Annotated in this window: 19 protein-coding genes and 2 other annotated features; all 19 genes read left to right on the forward strand. The window is 42.3% G+C overall.

Going from position 1 to position 19,425, the window contains the following annotated elements; genetic code table 11:
• Positions 1–6 precede the first annotated feature (6 nt).
• Positions 7–696 (forward strand): 2-C-methyl-D-erythritol 4-phosphate cytidylyltransferase, encoded by a 690-nt coding sequence (gene ispD / locus NKR21_RS00610; RefSeq protein ID WP_012008688.1) that lies wholly within the window; start codon positions 7–9, stop codon positions 694–696.
• Between the two features lie 3 nt (positions 697–699).
• Positions 700–1,176 (forward strand): 2-C-methyl-D-erythritol 2,4-cyclodiphosphate synthase, encoded by a 477-nt coding sequence (gene ispF / locus NKR21_RS00615; RefSeq protein WP_012008689.1) that lies wholly within the window; start codon positions 700–702, stop codon positions 1,174–1,176.
• A gap of 94 nt (positions 1,177–1,270) precedes the next feature.
• Complete coding sequence (gltX, locus tag NKR21_RS00620) at positions 1,271–2,722, forward strand: glutamate--tRNA ligase (protein WP_012008690.1); 1,452 nt, start codon at positions 1,271–1,273, stop codon at positions 2,720–2,722.
• Positions 2,722–2,953, forward strand: a binding site (T-box leader). It overlaps the preceding gene by 1 nt.
• A gap of 80 nt (positions 2,954–3,033) precedes the next feature.
• Positions 3,034–3,687, forward strand: coding sequence for a serine O-acetyltransferase (cysE, locus tag NKR21_RS00625; protein WP_012008691.1), 654 nt, complete (start codon positions 3,034–3,036; stop codon positions 3,685–3,687).
• Complete coding sequence (gene cysS / locus NKR21_RS00630; protein ID WP_144458033.1) at positions 3,684–5,084, forward strand: cysteine--tRNA ligase; 1,401 nt, start codon at positions 3,684–3,686, stop codon at positions 5,082–5,084. The genes cysE and cysS overlap by 4 nt, the downstream gene beginning before the upstream one ends.
• A 3-nt stretch (positions 5,085–5,087) precedes the next feature.
• The gene (locus NKR21_RS00635; RefSeq protein WP_012008693.1) at positions 5,088–5,519 is read left to right on the forward strand and encodes a Mini-ribonuclease 3; all 432 of its coding nucleotides are present in this window, start codon (positions 5,088–5,090) and stop codon (positions 5,517–5,519) included.
• Positions 5,503–6,252: a 23S rRNA (guanosine(2251)-2'-O)-methyltransferase RlmB gene (gene rlmB / locus NKR21_RS00640; protein WP_003217141.1), complete on the forward strand. Its 750-nt coding sequence runs from the start codon at positions 5,503–5,505 to the stop codon at positions 6,250–6,252. The genes NKR21_RS00635 and rlmB overlap by 17 nt, the downstream gene beginning before the upstream one ends.
• A 2-nt stretch (positions 6,253–6,254) precedes the next feature.
• The gene (gene rae1 / locus NKR21_RS00645) at positions 6,255–6,767 is read left to right on the forward strand and encodes a ribosome-dependent mRNA decay endonuclease Rae1/YacP (protein WP_003216949.1); all 513 of its coding nucleotides are present in this window, start codon (positions 6,255–6,257) and stop codon (positions 6,765–6,767) included.
• A 63-nt stretch (positions 6,768–6,830) separates the two neighbouring features.
• Positions 6,831–7,487, forward strand: coding sequence for an RNA polymerase sporulation sigma factor SigH (sigH, locus tag NKR21_RS00650; protein ID WP_003217132.1), 657 nt, complete (start codon positions 6,831–6,833; stop codon positions 7,485–7,487).
• Between the two features lie 76 nt (positions 7,488–7,563).
• Entirely contained in the window at positions 7,564–7,713 is a 150-nt protein-coding gene (rpmG, locus tag NKR21_RS00655; protein WP_012008694.1) for a 50S ribosomal protein L33, read from the forward strand.
• Between the two features lie 35 nt (positions 7,714–7,748).
• A complete protein-coding gene (gene secE / locus NKR21_RS00660) occupies positions 7,749–7,925 on the forward strand; it encodes a preprotein translocase subunit SecE (protein WP_003216942.1) in 177 nt (58 codons plus the stop codon).
• A gap of 170 nt (positions 7,926–8,095) precedes the next feature.
• Complete coding sequence (gene nusG, locus NKR21_RS00665) at positions 8,096–8,629, forward strand: transcription termination/antitermination protein NusG (RefSeq protein WP_003217197.1); 534 nt, start codon at positions 8,096–8,098, stop codon at positions 8,627–8,629.
• Between the two features lie 171 nt (positions 8,630–8,800).
• On the forward strand, positions 8,801–9,226 hold the full coding sequence (gene rplK, locus NKR21_RS00670) for a 50S ribosomal protein L11 (protein WP_003216956.1): 426 nt from the start codon (positions 8,801–8,803) through the stop codon (positions 9,224–9,226).
• Positions 9,227–9,325: 99 nt separating this feature from the next.
• On the forward strand, positions 9,326–10,024 hold the full coding sequence (rplA, locus tag NKR21_RS00675) for a 50S ribosomal protein L1 (protein WP_007496292.1): 699 nt from the start codon (positions 9,326–9,328) through the stop codon (positions 10,022–10,024).
• Between the two features lie 48 nt (positions 10,025–10,072).
• Positions 10,073–10,213: a sequence feature (ribosomal protein L10 leader region), on the forward strand.
• Positions 10,214–10,282: 69 nt separating this feature from the next.
• The gene (gene rplJ / locus NKR21_RS00680; protein ID WP_003217048.1) at positions 10,283–10,783 is read left to right on the forward strand and encodes a 50S ribosomal protein L10; all 501 of its coding nucleotides are present in this window, start codon (positions 10,283–10,285) and stop codon (positions 10,781–10,783) included.
• 42 nt (positions 10,784–10,825) lie between these two features.
• On the forward strand, positions 10,826–11,191 hold the full coding sequence (rplL, locus tag NKR21_RS00685; RefSeq protein ID WP_003216952.1) for a 50S ribosomal protein L7/L12: 366 nt from the start codon (positions 10,826–10,828) through the stop codon (positions 11,189–11,191).
• Positions 11,192–11,288: 97 nt separating this feature from the next.
• Positions 11,289–11,894, forward strand: coding sequence for a class I SAM-dependent methyltransferase (locus NKR21_RS00690; RefSeq protein WP_044139657.1), 606 nt, complete (start codon positions 11,289–11,291; stop codon positions 11,892–11,894).
• A gap of 255 nt (positions 11,895–12,149) precedes the next feature.
• Positions 12,150–15,731, forward strand: coding sequence for a DNA-directed RNA polymerase subunit beta (rpoB, locus tag NKR21_RS00695; protein WP_144458031.1), 3,582 nt, complete (start codon positions 12,150–12,152; stop codon positions 15,729–15,731).
• Positions 15,732–15,792: 61 nt separating this feature from the next.
• Entirely contained in the window at positions 15,793–19,392 is a 3,600-nt protein-coding gene (rpoC, locus tag NKR21_RS00700) for a DNA-directed RNA polymerase subunit beta' (RefSeq protein ID WP_012008699.1), read from the forward strand.
• The last annotated feature ends 33 nt before the right edge of the window (positions 19,393–19,425 follow it).

Raw genomic sequence — 19,425 nt, forward strand, 5'->3', positions numbered from 1 at the left:
ACGAACATGTATTATGAAGTAGTTATTCCGGCTGCGGGGCAGGGGAAACGAATGAAGGCCGGCCGCAATAAGCTTTTTATTGAGCTGAAAAGAATGCCGGTCATTATTCATACACTAAAGGTGTTTGACGCTCATGCTCAGTGCAAACGCATGATCCTAGCGATCAATGAAGAGGAGCGTCAAGACTTTGAAAGGCTTCTCAAGGTACACGCGTTTCAAACGCCTGTTTCACTTGTCAACGGCGGTGAGGAACGTCAGCAAAGTGTATACGAAGGATTAAAGGCTGTGAAAGATGCAGACATCGTGCTTGTTCATGATGGGGCAAGGCCTTTTATTAAGCATACACAGATTGACTTGCTCGTTAAAGCAGCGATTGAAAAGGGCTCCGCGGTTGTAGCGGTACCAGTGAAAGACACAATCAAACGCGTTCAAGAAGGCAAAGTGGAACAAACCATTGAACGTCAGAGCTTGTGGGCAGTCCAGACCCCACAAGCTTTTCGTCATTCTATTTTAAAAGAGGCGCATGAATATGCAGAGCGGACCGGTTTCCTTGGAACAGACGACGCCAGTCTTGTGGAACAATTACATGGTGAAAACGTGTATATTGTCCAAGGAGATTATACCAATATTAAGCTGACGACACCGGATGATTTATTGGTTGCCAAGGCAATTATGGATGCGGAAAGAGGGTACTAGATCATGTTGAGAATAGGACAAGGCTTTGATGTACATCAATTAACAGAGGGAAGACCTTTGATTATCGGCGGGGTCACCATCCCATATGAAAAGGGGCTGCTTGGGCATTCAGACGCTGATGTACTGCTCCACACAGTGGCAGATGCCTGCCTAGGTGCGATTGCTGAAGGAGATATCGGCAGACATTTCCCGGACACAGACCCTGAGTTTAAGGATGCGGATTCTTTTCAATTACTGCAGCATGTGTGGGCACTAGTAAAGGAAAAAGGCTACACACTTGTGAATATTGATTGCACCATCATGGCGCAAAAGCCGAAAATGGCTCCTTATATTCAACCGATGTGTGAGAAGATTGCAGAAGCGCTTGAGGCAGATGTCACACAGGTGAATGTGAAAGCTACGACGACGGAGAAACTCGGATTTACAGGAAGAGGCGAAGGAATTGCCTCTCAGGCAACGGTGCTTCTTCAGAAAAAGTAAAACTCATTTTGATGAGAATGAGATTTGATGATAAAATACGTTTATAAAAAATTGGTGTCAGACAACATGATGCAGATGAAAGGAAGTTAAACTCATGGGAAATGAAGTGCGTGTTCGTTATGCACCGAGTCCAACTGGTCATTTACATATTGGGAATGCTAGAACGGCTCTTTTCAACTATTTGTTCGCACGCAGTCAAGGCGGCAAATTTATTATTCGAATCGAAGATACGGATCAAAAGCGTAATGTAGAAGGCGGAGAAGAAAGCCAGCTTCGCCACCTGCAATGGCTCGGTATTGATTGGGATGAGAGCATTGATAAAGATGGTGGCTACGGTCCTTACAGACAATCAGAGCGTAATGATATTTATAAAAAGTATTATGATGAGCTGCTAGAGAAGGACTTGGCGTATAAGTGCTATTGTACGGCTGAAGAGCTAGAGGAAGAGCGTGAAGCACAAATCGCCCGCAGTGAAATGCCTCGATATTCTGGTAAATGCAGTCATTTATCGAAAGAAGAAGAGGACAAGCTAATCGCTGAAGGAAGAGAGCCAAGTATCCGCTTCCGTGTGCCAAAAGGAGAAATCATCAAATTTGACGACATGGTCAAAGGCGAAATTTCATTTGAGACAGACGGCATCGGTGACTTTGTCATTGTGAAGAAAGATGGTACGCCGACTTATAACTTCGCTGTAGCAGTGGATGATCATTTGATGAAGATGACTCACATTCTCCGCGGAGAGGATCACATTTCGAATACGCCTAAACAAATCATGATCTTCAATGCATTTGGCTGGGATGTTCCGCTATTTGGACATATGACGCTGATTGTGAACGAGAACCGCAAGAAATTAAGCAAGCGTGATGAATCCATTATTCAATTCATCGAGCAATATAAAAACTTGGGCTATTTACCAGAAGCCCTGTTCAACTTCATTGCACTACTTGGATGGTCTCCAGTGGGCGAAGAAGAACTGTTTACGAAAGAGCAATTCATCGACATTTTCGATGTGAACCGACTTTCTAAGTCACCAGCTCTATTCGATATGCATAAACTAAAATGGGTAAATAACCAATACGTGAAAGCACTTGATCTTGATCAGGTTGTTGCGCTAACACTTCCACATCTTCAAAAAGCAGGCAAAGTAAGTGAGCAGCTGTCAGATGAAAAAAACACGTGGGTGCGCAAGCTGATTGCTCTGTATCATGAACAATTAAGCTATGGAGCAGAAATTGTTGAGTTAACAGAGTTGTTCTTTAAGGAGCAAATTGAGTATAATCAAGAGGCAAAGGAAGTTCTAGCAGAGGAGCAAGTACCAGAAGTCATGGCATCATTTGCTGGTCAGCTTGAACGACTTGAGTCTTTCACACCTGATGAAATCAAGGCGGCTATTAAAGCGGTCCAAAAAGAAACAGGGCATAAAGGCAAGAAACTATTCATGCCAATTCGTGTGGCTGTCACAGGACAAACGCACGGTCCAGAACTTCCGCAAAGTATTGAACTACTAGGTAAAGAAACGGTATTAAACCGCATTAAACAAATATAAGGAAATCGTTGCGAGGGAGAAGTACAATGTTTTCGTCCATCACAGAAAGAGTCTTCACCGGCTGAAAGAGACTTATGGGCAGACGTTGGAAATGCACCCTCAAGACCCTTGAGGAACACGAGTACGTAAGTATGCAAGGGCGGTACCCTCCGTTATGGGATGAAGTTGAGAAGGCTGCGAAATGAGGGCTTTCTAAACAGAGTGGAACCGCGTTTTCAAAACGTCTCTGTCATATGGCAGAGGCGTTTTTTATTTGTCCAAAAAAGAGAGCAAGTCCGAAGAGAGATTGATGGGGAGAACGGGGGGAGCATGTGTTTTTCAAAATGCTGAAAGAAGATATTGATACTGTGTTTGATCAAGATCCTGCTGCTAGAAGCTATATTGAAGTAGTGCTAACCTATTCAGGGCTTCATGCGATTTGGGCTCATCGTATCGCGCATGCATTTTATAAGCGGAAGCTGTACTTTCTTGCACGGATCATTTCTCAGGTCAGCCGGTTTTTCACAGGGGTGGAAATTCACCCTGCGGCCACCATTGGCAGGCGCTTCTTCATTGACCACGGTATGGGAGTGGTGATTGGGGAAACATGTGAAATCGGAGACAACGTCACTGTTTTCCAAGGCGTGACATTAGGGGGAACAGGGAAAGAAAAGGGAAAGCGGCACCCGACCATTTTAGACGATGCGCTCATTGCGACAGGTGCAAAGGTGCTTGGTTCCATTACAGTCGGAAAAGGAGCCAAGATCGGAGCGGGATCGGTCGTCTTAAAGGACGTACCTGACCATTCAACGGTTGTCGGTATACCTGGGCGAGTCGTCGTTCAAAATGGTAAGAAAATTAATCGTGATCTCAATCATCAAGATTTGCCAGATCCAATTTCCGATCGTTTCAAAGAATTGGAACGAGAAATGGAAAAGCTAAAAGGTGAGCTGGCTTCATTGAGCAGAAAGGAAGAACAATCATGACAATCAATATTTATAATACATTGACACGTAAGAAAGAGGAATTCGTCCCGCTTGAGCCAGGAAAGGTCAAGATGTATGTGTGCGGACCAACCGTTTATAACTACATTCATATCGGGAATGCAAGACCTGCTATTGTTTATGACACTGTACGTAAGTATTTAGAATACAGCGGCTATGATGTAAACTTTGTCTCAAACTTTACAGATGTGGATGATAAACTCATCAAAGCAGCCAATGAACTCGGAGAAGATGTTCCGACGATTGCTGACCGCTTTATCCAAGCCTACTTTGAAGACGTCAGCGCACTAGGCTGCAAAAAAGCTGATCTTCACCCGCGCGTGACGGAAAATATGGATGATATCATTGCATTTATTGAGACATTGATAGAAAAGGGCTACGCCTATGAAGCAGATGGTGACGTGTATTACAGCACACGCTCATTTGAAGGCTACGGAAAGCTTTCTCACCAGTCGATTGATGAACTGAAGACAGGTGCCCGTATTCGTGTAGGTGAGAAGAAACAAGATGCGCTGGACTTTGCTTTATGGAAGGCTGCAAAGGACCAAGAAATCTCATGGGATAGCCCGTGGGGCGAAGGACGTCCAGGCTGGCACATTGAATGCTCGGCCATGGTTAAAAAATATTTAGGTGATACAATCGATATTCATGCAGGAGGACAGGATTTAACCTTCCCTCACCATGAAAATGAAATCGCTCAATCTGAGGCTTTGACAGGCAAACCATTTGCGAAATATTGGATGCATAACGGATATATTAATATTGAGAATGAGAAAATGTCAAAATCACTTGGCAACTTTGTGCTTGTGCATGACATTGTAAAGGAACAAGATCCTGATGTGCTTCGATTCTTTATGTTGTCGGTTCACTACCGTCATCCAATTAACTACTCAATGGATTTACTAGAGAGTACAAAGAGTGCGTTTAACCGACTCAAAACGTCTTATGCTAATTTACATCATCGCCTTGAAAGCAGCACGAATATCACAGAAGACAATGCTGAATGGTTGGCGAAGGTTGAAGAGCAGAGAGCGACATTTATTTCTGAAATGAATGATGACTTCAATACGGCAAATGCGATTTCTGTTTTATTTGAACTTGCGAAACAGGCGAATTATTATATGGAAAATGATCATACTTCGGAGGAAGTGATCAAGGCATTTATCGGCTTGTTCCAAGAAATCACGTCTGTCCTTGGCTTCTCATTAGAAGAAAAGCATACGCTTGAAAAAGAAGTAGAAGCGTTAATTGAACAACGCAATGAAGCTAGAAGAAATCGTGATTTTGCGCTATCTGATCAAATTCGTGACCAGTTAAAGAGCATGAATATTGTATTGGAGGACACTCCTCAAGGTACTCGCTGGAAAAGAGGAGAATAGGTCATGTTGAATTTTGAAAAGCTGAAAGACGGTAAACAATTGAACGGACTAGCGCTTGCTTATATGGGTGATGCCATTTTTGAAGTCTACGTGAGGCATCACCTCCTCCAAACGGGGGCGACAAAACCAAATGAGCTGCACAAACGAGCAAGCAAAATCGTTTCAGCTAAATCTCAGGCAGCTATTTTATTTACGCTTCAGCAGCAAGGCTTTTTCACTGAAGCAGAAGAAGCGGTGCTGAAAAGAGGAAGAAATGCAAAATCAGGCACAGTGCCTAAAAACACAGACGTTCAAACGTATCGTTATAGTACGGCGTTTGAAGCGCTCATGGGTTATTTATTTATTGATAAGCAGGACGAACGCTTAGAAGAGCTGATTAGTCAGGCGATTGAAATCGGAACGTCAGGGAGGAAGACAAATGAGTCAGCAACATGATTATGTGATTGGGAAAAATGCAGTGATTGAAACACTGAAGTCAGATCGAGAGTTATACAAGCTCTGGATGGCAGAAAACACTGTTAAGGGACAAGCCCAGCAGGTCATTGAACTCGCAAAAAAACAAAATATCACCATTCAGTATGTTCCGAGGAAAAAGCTTGATCAAATGGTCACAGGTCAGCACCAGGGAATCGTTGCACAAGTAGCAGCATATGAATATGCAGAATTGGACGATCTATATCAAATCGCTGAACAGCGGAATGAACAGCCATTTTTTCTTATCTTAGATGAAATTGAAGACCCGCATAATTTAGGTTCTATTATGCGTACAGCAGATGCTGTAGGTGCACACGGGATTGTCATTCCGAAAAGGAGAGCGGTCGGCTTAACGACAACTGTTGCCAAAGCATCTACTGGAGCAATTGAACATATTCCTGTTGCCAAAGTCACCAATCTTTCAAGAGCTCTTGATGAGATGAAAGAAAGAGGAATCTGGGTCGCGGGAACAGATGCGTCTGCCAAACAGGATTACAGACAATTTGATGGCACGATGCCGCTTGCTCTCGTGATTGGCAGTGAAGGAAAAGGGATTGGCCGATTGATCAAAGAAAAGTGTGATTTTCTAATTAAGCTGCCAATGGCCGGAAAGGTCACTTCGTTAAACGCGTCAGTTGCGGCTAGTCTATTGATGTATGAAGTGTATCGAAAACGTTATCCGTTAGGAGAATAGAGATGGACATCCTCTTAGTCGATGGATACAACATGATAGGTGCATGGCCAAGGCTGCAGCACTTAAAGGAAAACAGCTTTGAAGAAGCCAGAGACATACTGATTCAAAATTTAGCAGAATATCAAGCCTATACAGGGTATCGAGTCATTGTCGTATTCGATGCCCATATGGTCAAAGGAATCGAAAAAAAGCGAATCAATCACCGAGTAGAGGTCATCTTTACGAGAGAGAATGAAACGGCTGATGAGCGGATTGAAAAGCTTGCCCAGGATCTGAATAATATTCGGACGCAGATTCATGTGGCGACCTCAGACTTTACAGAACAATGGGCAATCTTTGGACAAGGAGCTCTTCGGAAGTCGGCTCGAGAGCTTTTAAGAGAGATTGAAGTGATCGAACGAAAGATTGAAACGAGAGTCAAAAAGATTACTTCTGATAAACCAGCATCCAAGATAGAATTGTCAGAAGATGTATTGAAAACGTTTGAAAAATGGCGGCGTGGGAATCTAGAATAGCTTGACGATATTTCAACCATTAATGTATAATATTTCTATCTAGGTGCGGTCGGGGGGATCGAAGTGAATCTAAACAACAGCAAGGATAAATCCATCAGAGAGCAATTTTGCCAGTTGGAAGATGAACAAGTCATTGAAAGGGTTCATGTCGGAGATAGTGATGCGCTAGATTACTTAATAACGAAATACCGAAATTTTGTACGTGCAAAAGCAAGATCTTATTTCTTGATTGGAGCGGATCGAGAGGACATTGTCCAAGAGGGGATGATCGGACTTTATAAGTCTATCCGCGATTTCAGAGAGGACAAGCTTACTTCATTTAAGGCTTTTGCAGAATTATGTATTACCCGCCAAATTATCACCGCAATTAAAACAGCTACTCGCCAAAAACATATCCCGTTAAATTCCTATGTATCATTAGATAAGCCAATATATGATGAAGAATCAGACAGAACATTGTTGGATGTCATTTCCGGTGCTAAAGCGCTTAACCCAGAAGATTTAATCATTAGCAAAGAAGAATTTGATGATATCGAAATGAAGATGGGTGAACTACTAAGCGAGCTGGAAAGAAAGGTTCTTGTGCTTTACCTTGATGGCAGATCCTATCAAGAGATTTCTGAAGATTTAAACCGTCATGTGAAATCAATTGATAACGCACTCCAAAGAGTAAAGAGAAAATTAGAGAAATATTTAGAGCTTCGCGAGATTAGTCTCTAATCAAACCTATATTGACAGCTTTTTCGACACTGTGATAAGGTACTAAGGAAATGATGTCGAGAAAATAGGTGTAAATATGAGGAAAAAGATTACTCTAGCCTGTAAAGACTGCGGAAGCCGCAATTATACGACAATGAAAAGTGATGCTTCAGCAGCTGAAAGATTAGAAGTTAAGAAATATTGCAAGACTTGTAATTCACATAAAACACATTTAGAAACGAAGTAAGATTTGCGTTCTTTAATCTGTGGAGGTCTTTTACAATGCGTATTATCAGTTTCTTAAAAAGTGTCGGGAAAGAAATGAAGAAGGTCAGCTGGCCAAAGAAAAACGAAATGATTCGTTACACAATCACTGTTATTTTAACAGTCGTATTCTTTGCAATCTTTTTCTCTTTTCTTGATATAGGAATCTCACAATTAATCGAATTAATTCATTAATACTTGAATAATGGTCTGCTGAACGTGCTATAATAGATCATAATATGACTTGCCAAAAAACCCGTTTTACGGGTTTTTTCAATTGCTTGAAAATATTTACCGGTACTCGAGATTCGTCAAATAGACATTACGAAATGTGGGGAGGGAAGGACTGAATAGTCCTGAACGAAATGGAAAAGAATTGGTATGTTGTGCATACGTACTCTGGCTATGAAAACAAAGTAAAAGCGAACTTGGAAAAGCGTGTTGAATCAATGGGCATGCAAGATAAGATCTTCCGCGTTGTCGTACCAGAAGAAGAAGAAACAGACATTAAAAATGGTAAGAAAAAAGTTGTCAAAAAGAAAGTATTCCCTGGCTATGTCCTAGTGGAAATCGTGATGACTGACGACTCTTGGTATGTAGTTCGTAACACACCAGGTGTCACAGGGTTCGTTGGATCAGCTGGATCAGGCTCAAAGCCGACAGCCCTACTACCAGGCGAAGCTGAAACCATTCTGAAGAGAATGGGTCTTGAAGAACGCAAAACAGAAATCGACTTTGAATTGAAAGAAACAGTCAAGGTCATCGACGGACCATTTGCTAACTTCACAGGCTCTATCGAAGAGATTGATTACGATAAAAGCAAAGTCAAAGTATTTGTTAATATGTTTGGTAGAGAAACACCCGTGGAACTTGAGTTCACGCAGATCGATAAATTGTAATTCAAAAGAGCTTGAAATGAGTGTATAGAAGTGGTAATATAGCAAAGGTACGTCTTGAGTTCGCTCAAGATCGCTAGCTAGTTATTTCGTCATTCATATAAAGAATGAAGTTGTTGAGTGGGAGGGGGATTCCCCTATTACCACATCACGGACTTTAAGGAGGTGTGTCTCGTGGCTAAAAAAGTAGTTAAAGTTGTTAAATTGCAAATTCCTGCTGGAAAAGCTAACCCAGCTCCACCAGTTGGACCTGCACTAGGTCAAGCCGGTGTTAATATCATGGGATTCTGTAAGGAGTTTAATGCTCGTACAGCTGACCAAGCTGGTCTTATCATTCCTGTTGAAATTTCGGTTTTTGAAGACCGTTCATTTACATTTATTACTAAAACTCCACCTGCTGCAGTTTTACTTAAAAAAGCAGCTGGTATTGAGTCTGGTTCTGGTGAACCTAACCGTAATAAAGTGGCAACTGTTAAGCGTGATAAAGTACGCGAAATCGCGGAAACAAAAATGCCTGACTTAAACGCTGCTAGCGTTGAATCAGCTATGCGCATGGTTGAAGGTACTGCACGCAGTATGGGTATTGTCATCGAAGATTAATTTATTGTCTTGTTGGGTTGCGAGTTTGGTTTTGACAAGTTCGCAACCCTTATTCGTGGGAGGTTATTCCGCTAAAACCACATAAGGAGGATTTTTATAATGGCTAAAAAAGGTAAAAAGTATGTAGAAGCTGCTAAGCTAATCGAACGTACTAAAGCGTATGATGTAGCTGAAGCTGTCTCTCTTACAAAAAAAGCAAATACAGCGAAATTTGATGCGACTGTAGAAGTTGCTTTTCGTTTGGGCGTAGACCCTCGTAAAAACGATCAACAAATCCGCGGTGCAGTTGTACTTCCTAACGGAACTGGTAAAACTCAACGCGTTCTTGTGTTCGCTAAAGGCGAAAAAGCAAAAGAAGCAGAAGCTGCTGGAGCAGACTACGTTGGAGATTCTGATTACATCACTAAAATCCAACAAGGCTGGTTCGAATTCGATGTAATCGTTGCAACACCTGACATGATGGGTGAAGTTGGTAAGATCGGTCGTGTACTTGGACCAAAAGGTCTTATGCCAAACCCTAAAACAGGAACTGTTACATTCGAAGTAGAAAAAGCAATCAATGAAATCAAGGCTGGTAAAGTAGAATACCGCGTTGATAAAGCTGGTAACATCCACGCGCCAATCGGAAAGGTTTCTTTCGAGGACGAAAAGCTTGTTGAGAACTTTGCAACAATCTATGACACAATCCTTAAAGCAAAACCTGCAGCGGCTAAAGGTGTATACGTGAAAAATGTTTCTGTTACATCTACTATGGGCCCTGGCGTTAAAGTGGATCCATCTTCTTTCTCTGCAAAATAAATCTTGACTTATCACAATCATTTTGATAATATCAAAATGTTGTAAAATAGAATATGTCCATTTATACCGTAGACAGCAGGGGCCTTATGGCTTAATTAACCCGCCGAGGTGTATATGTCACAGTCTTACGTTAACGTATGCTTGTATATACAGCCTCCATGTCTTATTGGAGGCTTTTTATATGGAGAACCGTTCGTTAGGAACGTGATGGCCTGATCGGTATAAGTGTTACACAAACAATGTACAGGAGGTGTAACCATGAGCAATGCAATCGATACAAAAAAAGTTGTCGTTGATGAAATTACTTCTAAATTCAAAGATAGCATGTCTACTGTCATTGTAGATTACCGCGGTCTTTCAGTTTCTGAAGTGACTGAACTTCGTAAACAACTTCGTGACGCTGGCGTAGAATTCAAAGTTTACAAAAACACTTTGACTCGCCGTGCAGTTGAACAAGTTGAACTAACAGGTTTAAACGATTTCTTAACAGGTCCAAACGCTATCGCATTCAGTAACGAAGATGTTATCGCACCTGCGAAAATCATCAACGAATTTGCGAAAAGCCACGAAGCTTTAGAAATCAAAGCTGGTGTCATCGAAGGAAACGTAGCGACTGTAGAAGAAGTGAAGGCTCTTGCGGAACTTCCGTCTCGCGAAGGCTTACTATCTATGTTGCTTAGCGTTCTTCAAGCTCCAGTTCGTAACCTTGCTCTTGCTACTAAAGCAGTTGCAGATCAAAAAGAAGAACAAGGCGCTTAATGCGTACTTGACGTAAAAAAACTTAAAATGGAGGAATTACAAATGGCTTTAAATATCGAAGAAATCATTGCTTCAGTTAAAGAAGCAACTGTACTTGAGTTAAACGACTTAGTAAAAGCAATCGAAGAAGAATTTGGCGTAACTGCTGCTGCTCCTGTAGCTGTAGCTGCTGCTGGCGGTGCTGCTGCTGAAGAAAAAACTGATTTTGATCTAGTACTTGCTGGTGCTGGAGACCAAAAAATCAAAGTTATCAAAGTGGTTCGTGAAATCACTGGTCTTGGCTTGAAAGAAGCTAAAGAACTTGTTGACAACACTCCAAAACCACTTAAAGAAGGTATTGCTAAAGAAGAAGCTGAAGAACTTAAAGCTAAGCTTGAAGAAGTTGGCGCTTCTGTAGAAGTTAAGTAATCTTCGCCTAATCTTTTGGGAAAGCTCGCTTTTACTGGCGGGCTTTTTCTTTTCTATTCTCCTGAAACGATTGAATCCAGAGGAGGTCCAATTCACCATGAGTGACCACTATTATACGGAAAAGCCATCAGTGAAAAGCAATAAACAGACATGGGACTTCACCTTGAGAAACCGTACCTTTACTTTTACAAGTGACAGTGGAGTGTTTTCTAAGAAAGAAGTCGACTTTGGTTCGAGACTTTTAATTGAAGCTTTTGAAGAACCTGACGTGGATGGCGATGTCTTAGATGTCGGTTGCGGTTATGGACCGATTGGCTTATCGTTAGCAAACGAAATGACGAGCCGCACCATTCATATGATTGATGTGAACGAAAGAGCAGTCGAACTTTCAAAGGAAAACGCTAAACATAATCGCATTGATAATGTCCGCATCTATCAAAGTGATTTGTTCTCGAATGTTCATTCATCAGCTGCTTTTGCCTCTATACTGACCAATCCCCCAATACGGGCAGGGAAGAAAGTTGTACATGCGATCTTTGAAAAAAGCGCTGATCATTTATTGCCGGAAGGTGAGTTGTGGGTGGTAATTCAGAAAAAGCAGGGTGGACCATCTGCGATTGAGAAATTAGAACAGCTTTTTGGAGAAGTCGAAGTTGTACTGAAAAAAAAGGGCTACTATATTATCAAAGCTAAAAAAGTTTGACGCAGTTTCCTAGCTGTGTTAACATTATAAAATGCCAATGTGTATATTTTGCTTGATAGGCTTAAAAAACAACTATTTTGTATAAATTATGCATACTTGGGAAAACTAATAAAATCGGTATTTGTTTTTGGATGTGGTTTTCTTATTTTAGAAACCCTTTTTTCTTTTGTCTTGTAAAAGTATTTCTTTACTGACATTTGAAAGGCTGAAATACTTTTTACACATATAATACGCATGATTTGAGGGGTGAATCAGTTGACAGGTCAACTAGTTCAGTATGGACGACACCGCCAGCGCAGAAGCTACGCACGCATAAGCGAAGTGTTAGAATTACCAAATCTCATTGAAATTCAAACCTCTTCTTATCAGTGGTTTCTTGATGAGGGTCTTAGAGAGATGTTTCAAGATATATCCCCAATTGAGGATTTTACTGGTAACCTTTCTCTTGAATTCATTGATTACAGCCTAGGGGATCCTAAGTATCCTGTAGCAGAATCAAAAGAACGTGATGTAACTTACTCTGCTCCACTAAGAGTAAAAGTTCGTTTAATTAACAAAGAAACTGGAGAAGTAAAAGACCAAGATGTGTTCATGGGAGATTTCCCAATCATGACAGACACAGGTACTTTTATCATTAACGGTGCGGAACGTGTAATCGTTTCTCAGTTAGTACGTTCTCCAAGTGTATATTTCAGTGGTAAAGTAGACAAAAACGGTAAAAAAGGTTTTACTGCGACTGTCATTCCAAACCGTGGCGCATGGTTAGAATACGAAACTGATGCGAAGGATGTAGTCTATGTACGCATCGATCGCACACGTAAGTTGCCGGTTACGGTTCTTTTGCGTGCTCTCGGCTTCAGCTCTGATCAAGAGATTCTTGACCTCATTGGCGAGAATGAATACTTACGCAACACGCTGGAAAAAGACAATACAGAGAATGCGGATAAAGCACTTCTCGAAATCTACGAGCGCCTCCGTCCTGGAGAGCCACCAACTGTTGAAAATGCGAAAAGCTTGCTAGACTCTCGCTTCTTCGATCCGAAGAGATATGACCTAGCAAATGTTGGACGCTACAAGATTAATAAAAAGCTTCATATTAAAAATAGACTGTTCAATCAAAAATTGGCTGAAACGTTAGTTGACCCTGAAACAGGTGAAATTCTAGCAGAAAAAGGTCAAATTTTAGACAGAAGAGTTCTTGATAAAGTTCTTCCATACTTAGAAAACGGCATCGGATTTAGAAAGCTTTATCCAAATGGTGGCGTAGTAGAAGATGAAGTAGAACTTCAATCTATTAAGATTTATGCACCGTCTGATCAAGAAGGCGAGCAAGTGATCAACGTGATCGGGAATGCATACGTAGAGGAAGCTGTGAAAAACATCACGCCTTCTGACATCATTGCATCGATCAGTTACTTCTTCAACCTTCTTCATGGTGTAGGTGATACAGATGATATTGATCACCTTGGTAACCGTCGCCTGCGTTCTGTAGGTGAGCTTCTGCAAAACCAATTCCGTATTGGATTAAGCAGAATGGAGCGTGTTGTTCGTGAAAGAATGTCGATCCAAGACACAAACACGATCACACCTCAGCAACTGATCAACATCCGTCCTGTGATCGCTTCTATTAAAGAGTTCTTTGGTAGCTCTCAGCTTTCTCAGTTCATGGATCAAACAAACCCGCTTGCTGAATTGACGCACAAACGTCGTCTATCAGCGCTTGGGCCTGGTGGTTTGACACGTGAGCGTGCAGGAATGGAAGTTCGTGACGTTCACTACTCTCACTATGGTCGTATGTGTCCGATTGAAACACCAGAGGGTCCAAACATTGGTTTGATCAACTCTCTATCTTCATTTGCAAAAGTGAATCGTTTCGGCTTTATTGAAACACCTTACCGCCGGGTTGATCCTGAAACAGGTAAAGTGACGCCGAGAATCGACTACTTAACTGCTGATGAAGAAGATAACTACGTAGTAGCACAAGCGAACGCTCTTCTAGCTGATGATGGTTCGTTTATCGATGATAATATCATTGCTCGTTTCAGAGGGGAAAACACCGTTGTTCCTCGAAACCGCGTTGACTACATGGACGTTTCGCCAAAGCAGGTTGTTTCTGCAGCGACAGCATGTATCCCATTCTTAGAGAACGATGACTCTAACCGTGCTCTAATGGGAGCGAACATGCAACGTCAGGCTGTGCCTTTGATGCAGCCGGAATCACCGATTGTTGGTACAGGTATGGAGTATGTATCAGGTAAAGACTCTGGTGCTGCTGTCATCTGCCGCTACCCAGGTGTTGTAGAACGTGTTGAAGCAAAAAATATTTGGGTTCGCCGCTATGAAGATGTTGACGGACAACAAGTCAAAGGAAACCTAGACAAATACAGCTTGCTGAAATTTGTCCGCTCTAACCAAGGGACTTGCTACAACCAACGTCCAATCGTAAGTGTTGGAGATGAAGTCGTAAAAGGAGAAATCCTTGCAGACGGTCCTTCAATGGAAAAAGGTGAATTAGCTCTAGGACGTAACGTCATGGTTGGCTTCATGACTTGGGACGGTTATAACTACGAGGATGCGATCATCATGAGTGAGCGCCTTGTAAAAGATGACGTCTACACGTCTATTCATATTGAAGAATATGAATCAGAAGCTCGTGATACAAAGCTTGGACCGGAAGAAATCACTCGTGATATTCCAAACGTTGGGGAAGATGCTTTACGCAACCTTGACGAGCGTGGGATCATCCGTATCGGTGCAGAAGTAAAAGACGGAGACCTTCTTGTAGGAAAAGTAACGCCTAAAGGTGTAACAGAACTAACAGCTGAAGAACGTCTATTACATGCAATCTTCGGTGAAAAGGCTCGTGAAGTACGTGATACGTCTCTACGTGTTCCACACGGCGGCGGCGGAATTATCCACGACGTCAAAGTCTTTAACCGTGAAGATGGAGATGAATTACCTCCGGGTGTTAACCAGTTAGTCCGCGTATACATCGTTCAGAAGCGTAAAATTTCTGAAGGTGATAAAATGGCCGGACGACATGGTAACAAAGGGGTTATCTCTAAAATCCTTCCAGAAGAAGATATGCCGTATCTTCCAGATGGAACACCGATCGATATCATGTTAAACCCTCTAGGAGTACCATCTCGTATGAACATCGGTCAGGTACTTGAGCTTCATATGGGTATGGCTGCACGTTACCTTGGCATCCACATTGCATCACCAGTATTTGATGGTGCGCGCGAGGAAGATGTTTGGGAAACGCTTGAAGAAGCAGGTATGTCTCGTGATGCGAAAACAGTCCTTTATGACGGTCGAACTGGTGAACCATTCGATAACCGTGTATCAGTCGGAATCATGTACATGATCAAACTGGCTCACATGGTTGACGATAAACTTCACGCTCGTTCAACTGGACCTTACTCACTTGTTACGCAGCAGCCACTTGGCGGTAAAGCACAGTTTGGTGGTCAGCGTTTCGGAGAGATGGAAGTATGGGCACTTGAAGCTTACGGTGCAGCATATACACTTCAAGAGATCTTAACCGTTAAATCGGATGACGTGGTGGGTCGTGTGAAAACATACGAAGCCATCGTCAAAGGGGATAACGTCCCTGAACCAGGTGTCCCTGAATCATTCAAAGTGTTAATTAAAGAACTTCAAAGTTTAGGTATGGATGTCAAAATCCTATCTGGCGATGAAGAAGAGATAGAAATGAGAGATTTAGAAGACGATGAGGAAACGAAGAAAGCAGACGGATTAGCGTTATCTAATGACGAAGATGCTGCAGACCTCGCACCTGTCGATCTTGAACGTGACGTAGTCACAAAAGAATAGCAGAAACGATTAGAGCAAGTGACTAGGGTATAACCCGAAGATTAAAAGGGAGGTAGGCCCCTTGCTAGATGTGAACAATTTTGAGTATATGAACATCGGTCTCGCATCACCTGATAAAATCCGTTCTTGGTCTTTTGGTGAAGTGAAAAAGCCTGAAACGATTAACTATCGTACACTGAAACCTGAAAAAGATGGTCTCTTTTGTGAACGTATCTTCGGACCGCAAAAAGACTGGGAATGTCATTGTGGAAAGTATAAACGCGTTCGTTATAAGGGTGTTGTATGTGACCGTTGTGGTGTAGAAGTAACACGGGCAAAAGTCCGTCGTGAGAGAATGGGGCATATCGAACTGGCTGCCCCAGTTTCCCACATTTGGTATTTCAAAGGTATCCCAAGCCGTATGGGTCTTGTTCTTGATATGTCACCACGTGCGTTAGAAGAAGTGATTTATTTCGCTTCTTACGTTGTGACAGATCCGGGCAACACACCGCTTGAGAAGAAACAACTTCTTTCTGAGAAGGAATTCCGTGCTTATTTAGATAAATACGGTAATACATTCTCAGCAGCTATGGGTGCAGAAGCAATCAATAAACTTCTTCAAGATATCGATCTTGTAAAAGAAGTAGATACACTGAAAGAAGAGCTGAAAACGGCTCAAGGGCAGCGTCGTACACGTGCGATTAAACGCCTTGAAGTGCTCGAAGCCTTCCGTAACTCAGGAAACAAACCATCATGGATGATTCTTGATGTACTTCCGGTTATTCCGCCAGAATTACGTCCAATGGTTCAGCTTGATGGTGGACGTTTTGCTACTTCTGACTTAAACGACCTTTATCGTCGTGTCATCAACCGTAACAATCGTCTGAAACGTTTATTAGATCTTGGCGCGCCAAGCATCATCGTTCAGAACGAGAAGCGTATGCTTCAAGAAGCTGTCGATGCCTTGATTGATAATGGACGTAGAGGCCGACCAGTAACAGGACCAGGAAACAGACCGTTGAAATCTCTTTCTCATATGCTGAAAGGGAAACAAGGACGTTTCCGTCAAAACTTGCTTGGTAAACGTGTTGACTATTCTGGACGTTCCGTTATCGTCGTAGGACCACATTTGAAAATGTATCAGTGTGGACTTCCGAAAGAAATGGCTCTTGAACTATTCAAACCATTCGTGATGAAGGAGCTTGTTGAAAAAGGTTTAGCTCATAACATCAAGAGTGCGAAGCGTAAAATTGAGCGCGTGCAGCCGGAAGTATGGGATGTCTTAGAATCAGTGATTCGTGAGCATCCAGTTTTACTAAACCGTGCACCGACTCTTCACAGACTTGGTATTCAAGCGTTTGAACCTACACTTGTGGAAGGACGCGCAATTCGTCTGCATCCACTTGTATGTACAGCCTACAACGCTGACTTTGACGGTGACCAAATGGCGGTTCACGTACCATTATCTGCTGAGGCTCAAGCTGAAGCTCGTATCTTAATGCTTGCTGCTCAAAACATTTTGAACCCGAAAGATGGAAAACCTGTTGTTACGCCATCTCAGGATATGGTGCTTGGTAACTACTACCTTACACTTGAGCGTAAAGGTGCTATCGGAGAAGGTATGGTCTTCAAAGATACTAACGAAGCCCTTCTAGCTTATCAAAATGGGTATGTACATCTTCATACACGTGTAGCTGTTGCAGCTAACTCGTTGAAGAATGTGACATTTACTGATGAACAGCGTTCTAAATTGTTGATTACAACAGTTGGAAAACTGATCTTTAACGAAATCTTACCGGAATCATTCCCTTACATGAATGAGCCGACAAAGAGCAATATTGAAGAAAAAACGCCTGACCGCTTCTTCCTTGAAAAAGGTGAAGATGTCAAAGCTACGATCGAGAAACAAGAAATCAATGCGCCGTTCAAAAAAGGTATTTTAGGTAAAATTATTGCGGAAATCTTTAAGAGATTCCATATCACTGAGACATCTAAAATGCTTGACCGCATGAAAAATCTTGGTTTCAAATACTCTACTAAAGCGGGTATTACGGTTGGGGTGTCTGATATCGTCGTATTAGATGATAAGCAGAAGATCCTCGAAGAAGCGCAAGCAAAAGTAGATAACGTCATGAAGCAATTCAGACGTGGTTTGATTACTGAAGAAGAGCGTTACGAGAGAGTTATTTCGATCTGGAGTTCTTCTAAAGATGTCATCCAAGGTAAACTGATGAAGTCCCTTGATGAAGTCAACCCAATCTACATGATGAGTGACTCTGGAGCGCGTGGTAATGCATCTAACTTCACTCAGCTAGCTGGTATGCGTGGTCTGATGGCCAACCCGGCTGGACGTATCATTGAACTTCCGATCAAATCTAGTTTCCGTGAAGGATTAACTGTATTGGAATACTTTATTTCCACTCACGGAGCGCGTAAAGGTCTTGCCGATACAGCCCTTAAAACAGCTGACTCAGGTTACCTCACGCGTCGTCTCGTCGACGTTGCACAGGATGTTATCATCCGTGAAACAGATTGCGGTACAGACCGTGGTATCTTGGCGAAGTCCATTAGAGAAGGCAATGAAATTATTGAGAAACTTGAAGAACGTCTCATTGGACGTTTTGCAAGAAAACCAATTGTTCATCCTGAAACGGGCGAAGTCATTGTTGGCGAAAACGAACTAATTGATGAAGATAAAGCACTTGAAGTAGTTGAAGCAGGAATTGAGGAAGTATGGATCCGTTCTGCATTTACATGTAATACGCCTCATGGTGTATGTAAACGATGCTACGGCCGTAACCTTGCAACTGGTACTGACGTTGAAGTCGGTGAAGCAGTTGGAATCATCGCTGCTCAATCAATCGGTGAGCCAGGAACACAGCTTACAATGCGTACGTTCCACACCGGTGGGGTAGCAGGAGACGATATCACACAAGGTTTACCTCGTATCCAAGAACTATTTGAAGCGCGTAATCCGAAAGGGCAAGCGACCATTTCTGAAATTGATGGTGTCGTTGCTGAAATTAACGATGTTCGTGACAAGCAGCAGGAAATTGTGGTTCAAGGCGACGTTGAAACTCGTTCTTACACAGCTCCTTATAATGCACGTCTGAAAGTTGTTGAAGGTGACAAAGTCACTCGTGGTCAAGTACTGACAGAAGGTTCGATCGATCCGAAAGAACTTCTTAAAGTGACTGACATGACAGCTGTTCAAGAATATCTGCTTCATGAAGTACAAAAAGTATACCGTATGCAAGGGGTAGAAATCGGAGATAAGCACGTTGAGGTAATGGTTCGCCAAATGCTTCGTAAAGTGCGTGTCGCTGATGCAGGGGATACAGATGTATTACCAGGCACACTTCTTGATGTACATCAATTCACTGAAGCGAACAAAAAAGTACTATTCGAAGGCAAGCGCCCTGCAACAGGCCGCCCAGTTCTTCTTGGTATTACAAAAGCATCGCTTGAAACAGACTCATTCTTGTCTGCGGCATCCTTCCAAGAAACGACTCGTGTCCTAACAGATGCGGCGATCAAAGGAAAACGTGATGAACTGCTTGGCTTGAAAGAGAATGTGATCATTGGTAAACTTGTTCCAGCTGGAACAGGAATGCCAAACTACCGTAAAGTTAAGCCGGTTTCACAAGTGCAGCCGTCTGACGATATGGTGCCTGTAGAGTAATCTTTCTCGTGAGATTTCAATAAAATCATCAAA

The sequence above is a fragment of the Bacillus sp. 1735sda2 genome (genome assembly GCF_024159245.1).
GTDB lineage: Bacteria > Bacillota > Bacilli > Bacillales > Bacillaceae > Bacillus > Bacillus pumilus_O.

What these genes read in the sequence shown, in the direction of transcription:
- ispD (WP_012008688.1), top strand. Translation starts at nt 7, where the DNA reads ATGTATTATGAAGTAGTTATTCCGGCTGCGGGGCAGGGGAAACGAATG.
- ispF (WP_012008689.1), top strand. Translation starts at nt 700, where the DNA reads ATGTTGAGAATAGGACAAGGCTTTGATGTACATCAATTAACAGAGGGA.
- gltX (WP_012008690.1), top strand. Translation starts at nt 1,271, where the DNA reads ATGGGAAATGAAGTGCGTGTTCGTTATGCACCGAGTCCAACTGGTCAT.
- cysS (WP_144458033.1), top strand. Translation starts at nt 3,684, where the DNA reads ATGACAATCAATATTTATAATACATTGACACGTAAGAAAGAGGAATTC.
- NKR21_RS00635 (WP_012008693.1), top strand. Translation starts at nt 5,088, where the DNA reads ATGTTGAATTTTGAAAAGCTGAAAGACGGTAAACAATTGAACGGACTA.
- rlmB (WP_003217141.1), top strand. Translation starts at nt 5,503, where the DNA reads ATGAGTCAGCAACATGATTATGTGATTGGGAAAAATGCAGTGATTGAA.
- rae1 (WP_003216949.1), top strand. Translation starts at nt 6,255, where the DNA reads ATGGACATCCTCTTAGTCGATGGATACAACATGATAGGTGCATGGCCA.
- rpmG (WP_012008694.1), top strand. Translation starts at nt 7,564, where the DNA reads ATGAGGAAAAAGATTACTCTAGCCTGTAAAGACTGCGGAAGCCGCAAT.
- secE (WP_003216942.1), top strand. Translation starts at nt 7,749, where the DNA reads ATGCGTATTATCAGTTTCTTAAAAAGTGTCGGGAAAGAAATGAAGAAG.
- nusG (WP_003217197.1), top strand. Translation starts at nt 8,096, where the DNA reads ATGGAAAAGAATTGGTATGTTGTGCATACGTACTCTGGCTATGAAAAC.
- rplA (WP_007496292.1), top strand. Translation starts at nt 9,326, where the DNA reads ATGGCTAAAAAAGGTAAAAAGTATGTAGAAGCTGCTAAGCTAATCGAA.
- rplJ (WP_003217048.1), top strand. Translation starts at nt 10,283, where the DNA reads ATGAGCAATGCAATCGATACAAAAAAAGTTGTCGTTGATGAAATTACT.
- rplL (WP_003216952.1), top strand. Translation starts at nt 10,826, where the DNA reads ATGGCTTTAAATATCGAAGAAATCATTGCTTCAGTTAAAGAAGCAACT.
- NKR21_RS00690 (WP_044139657.1), top strand. Translation starts at nt 11,289, where the DNA reads ATGAGTGACCACTATTATACGGAAAAGCCATCAGTGAAAAGCAATAAA.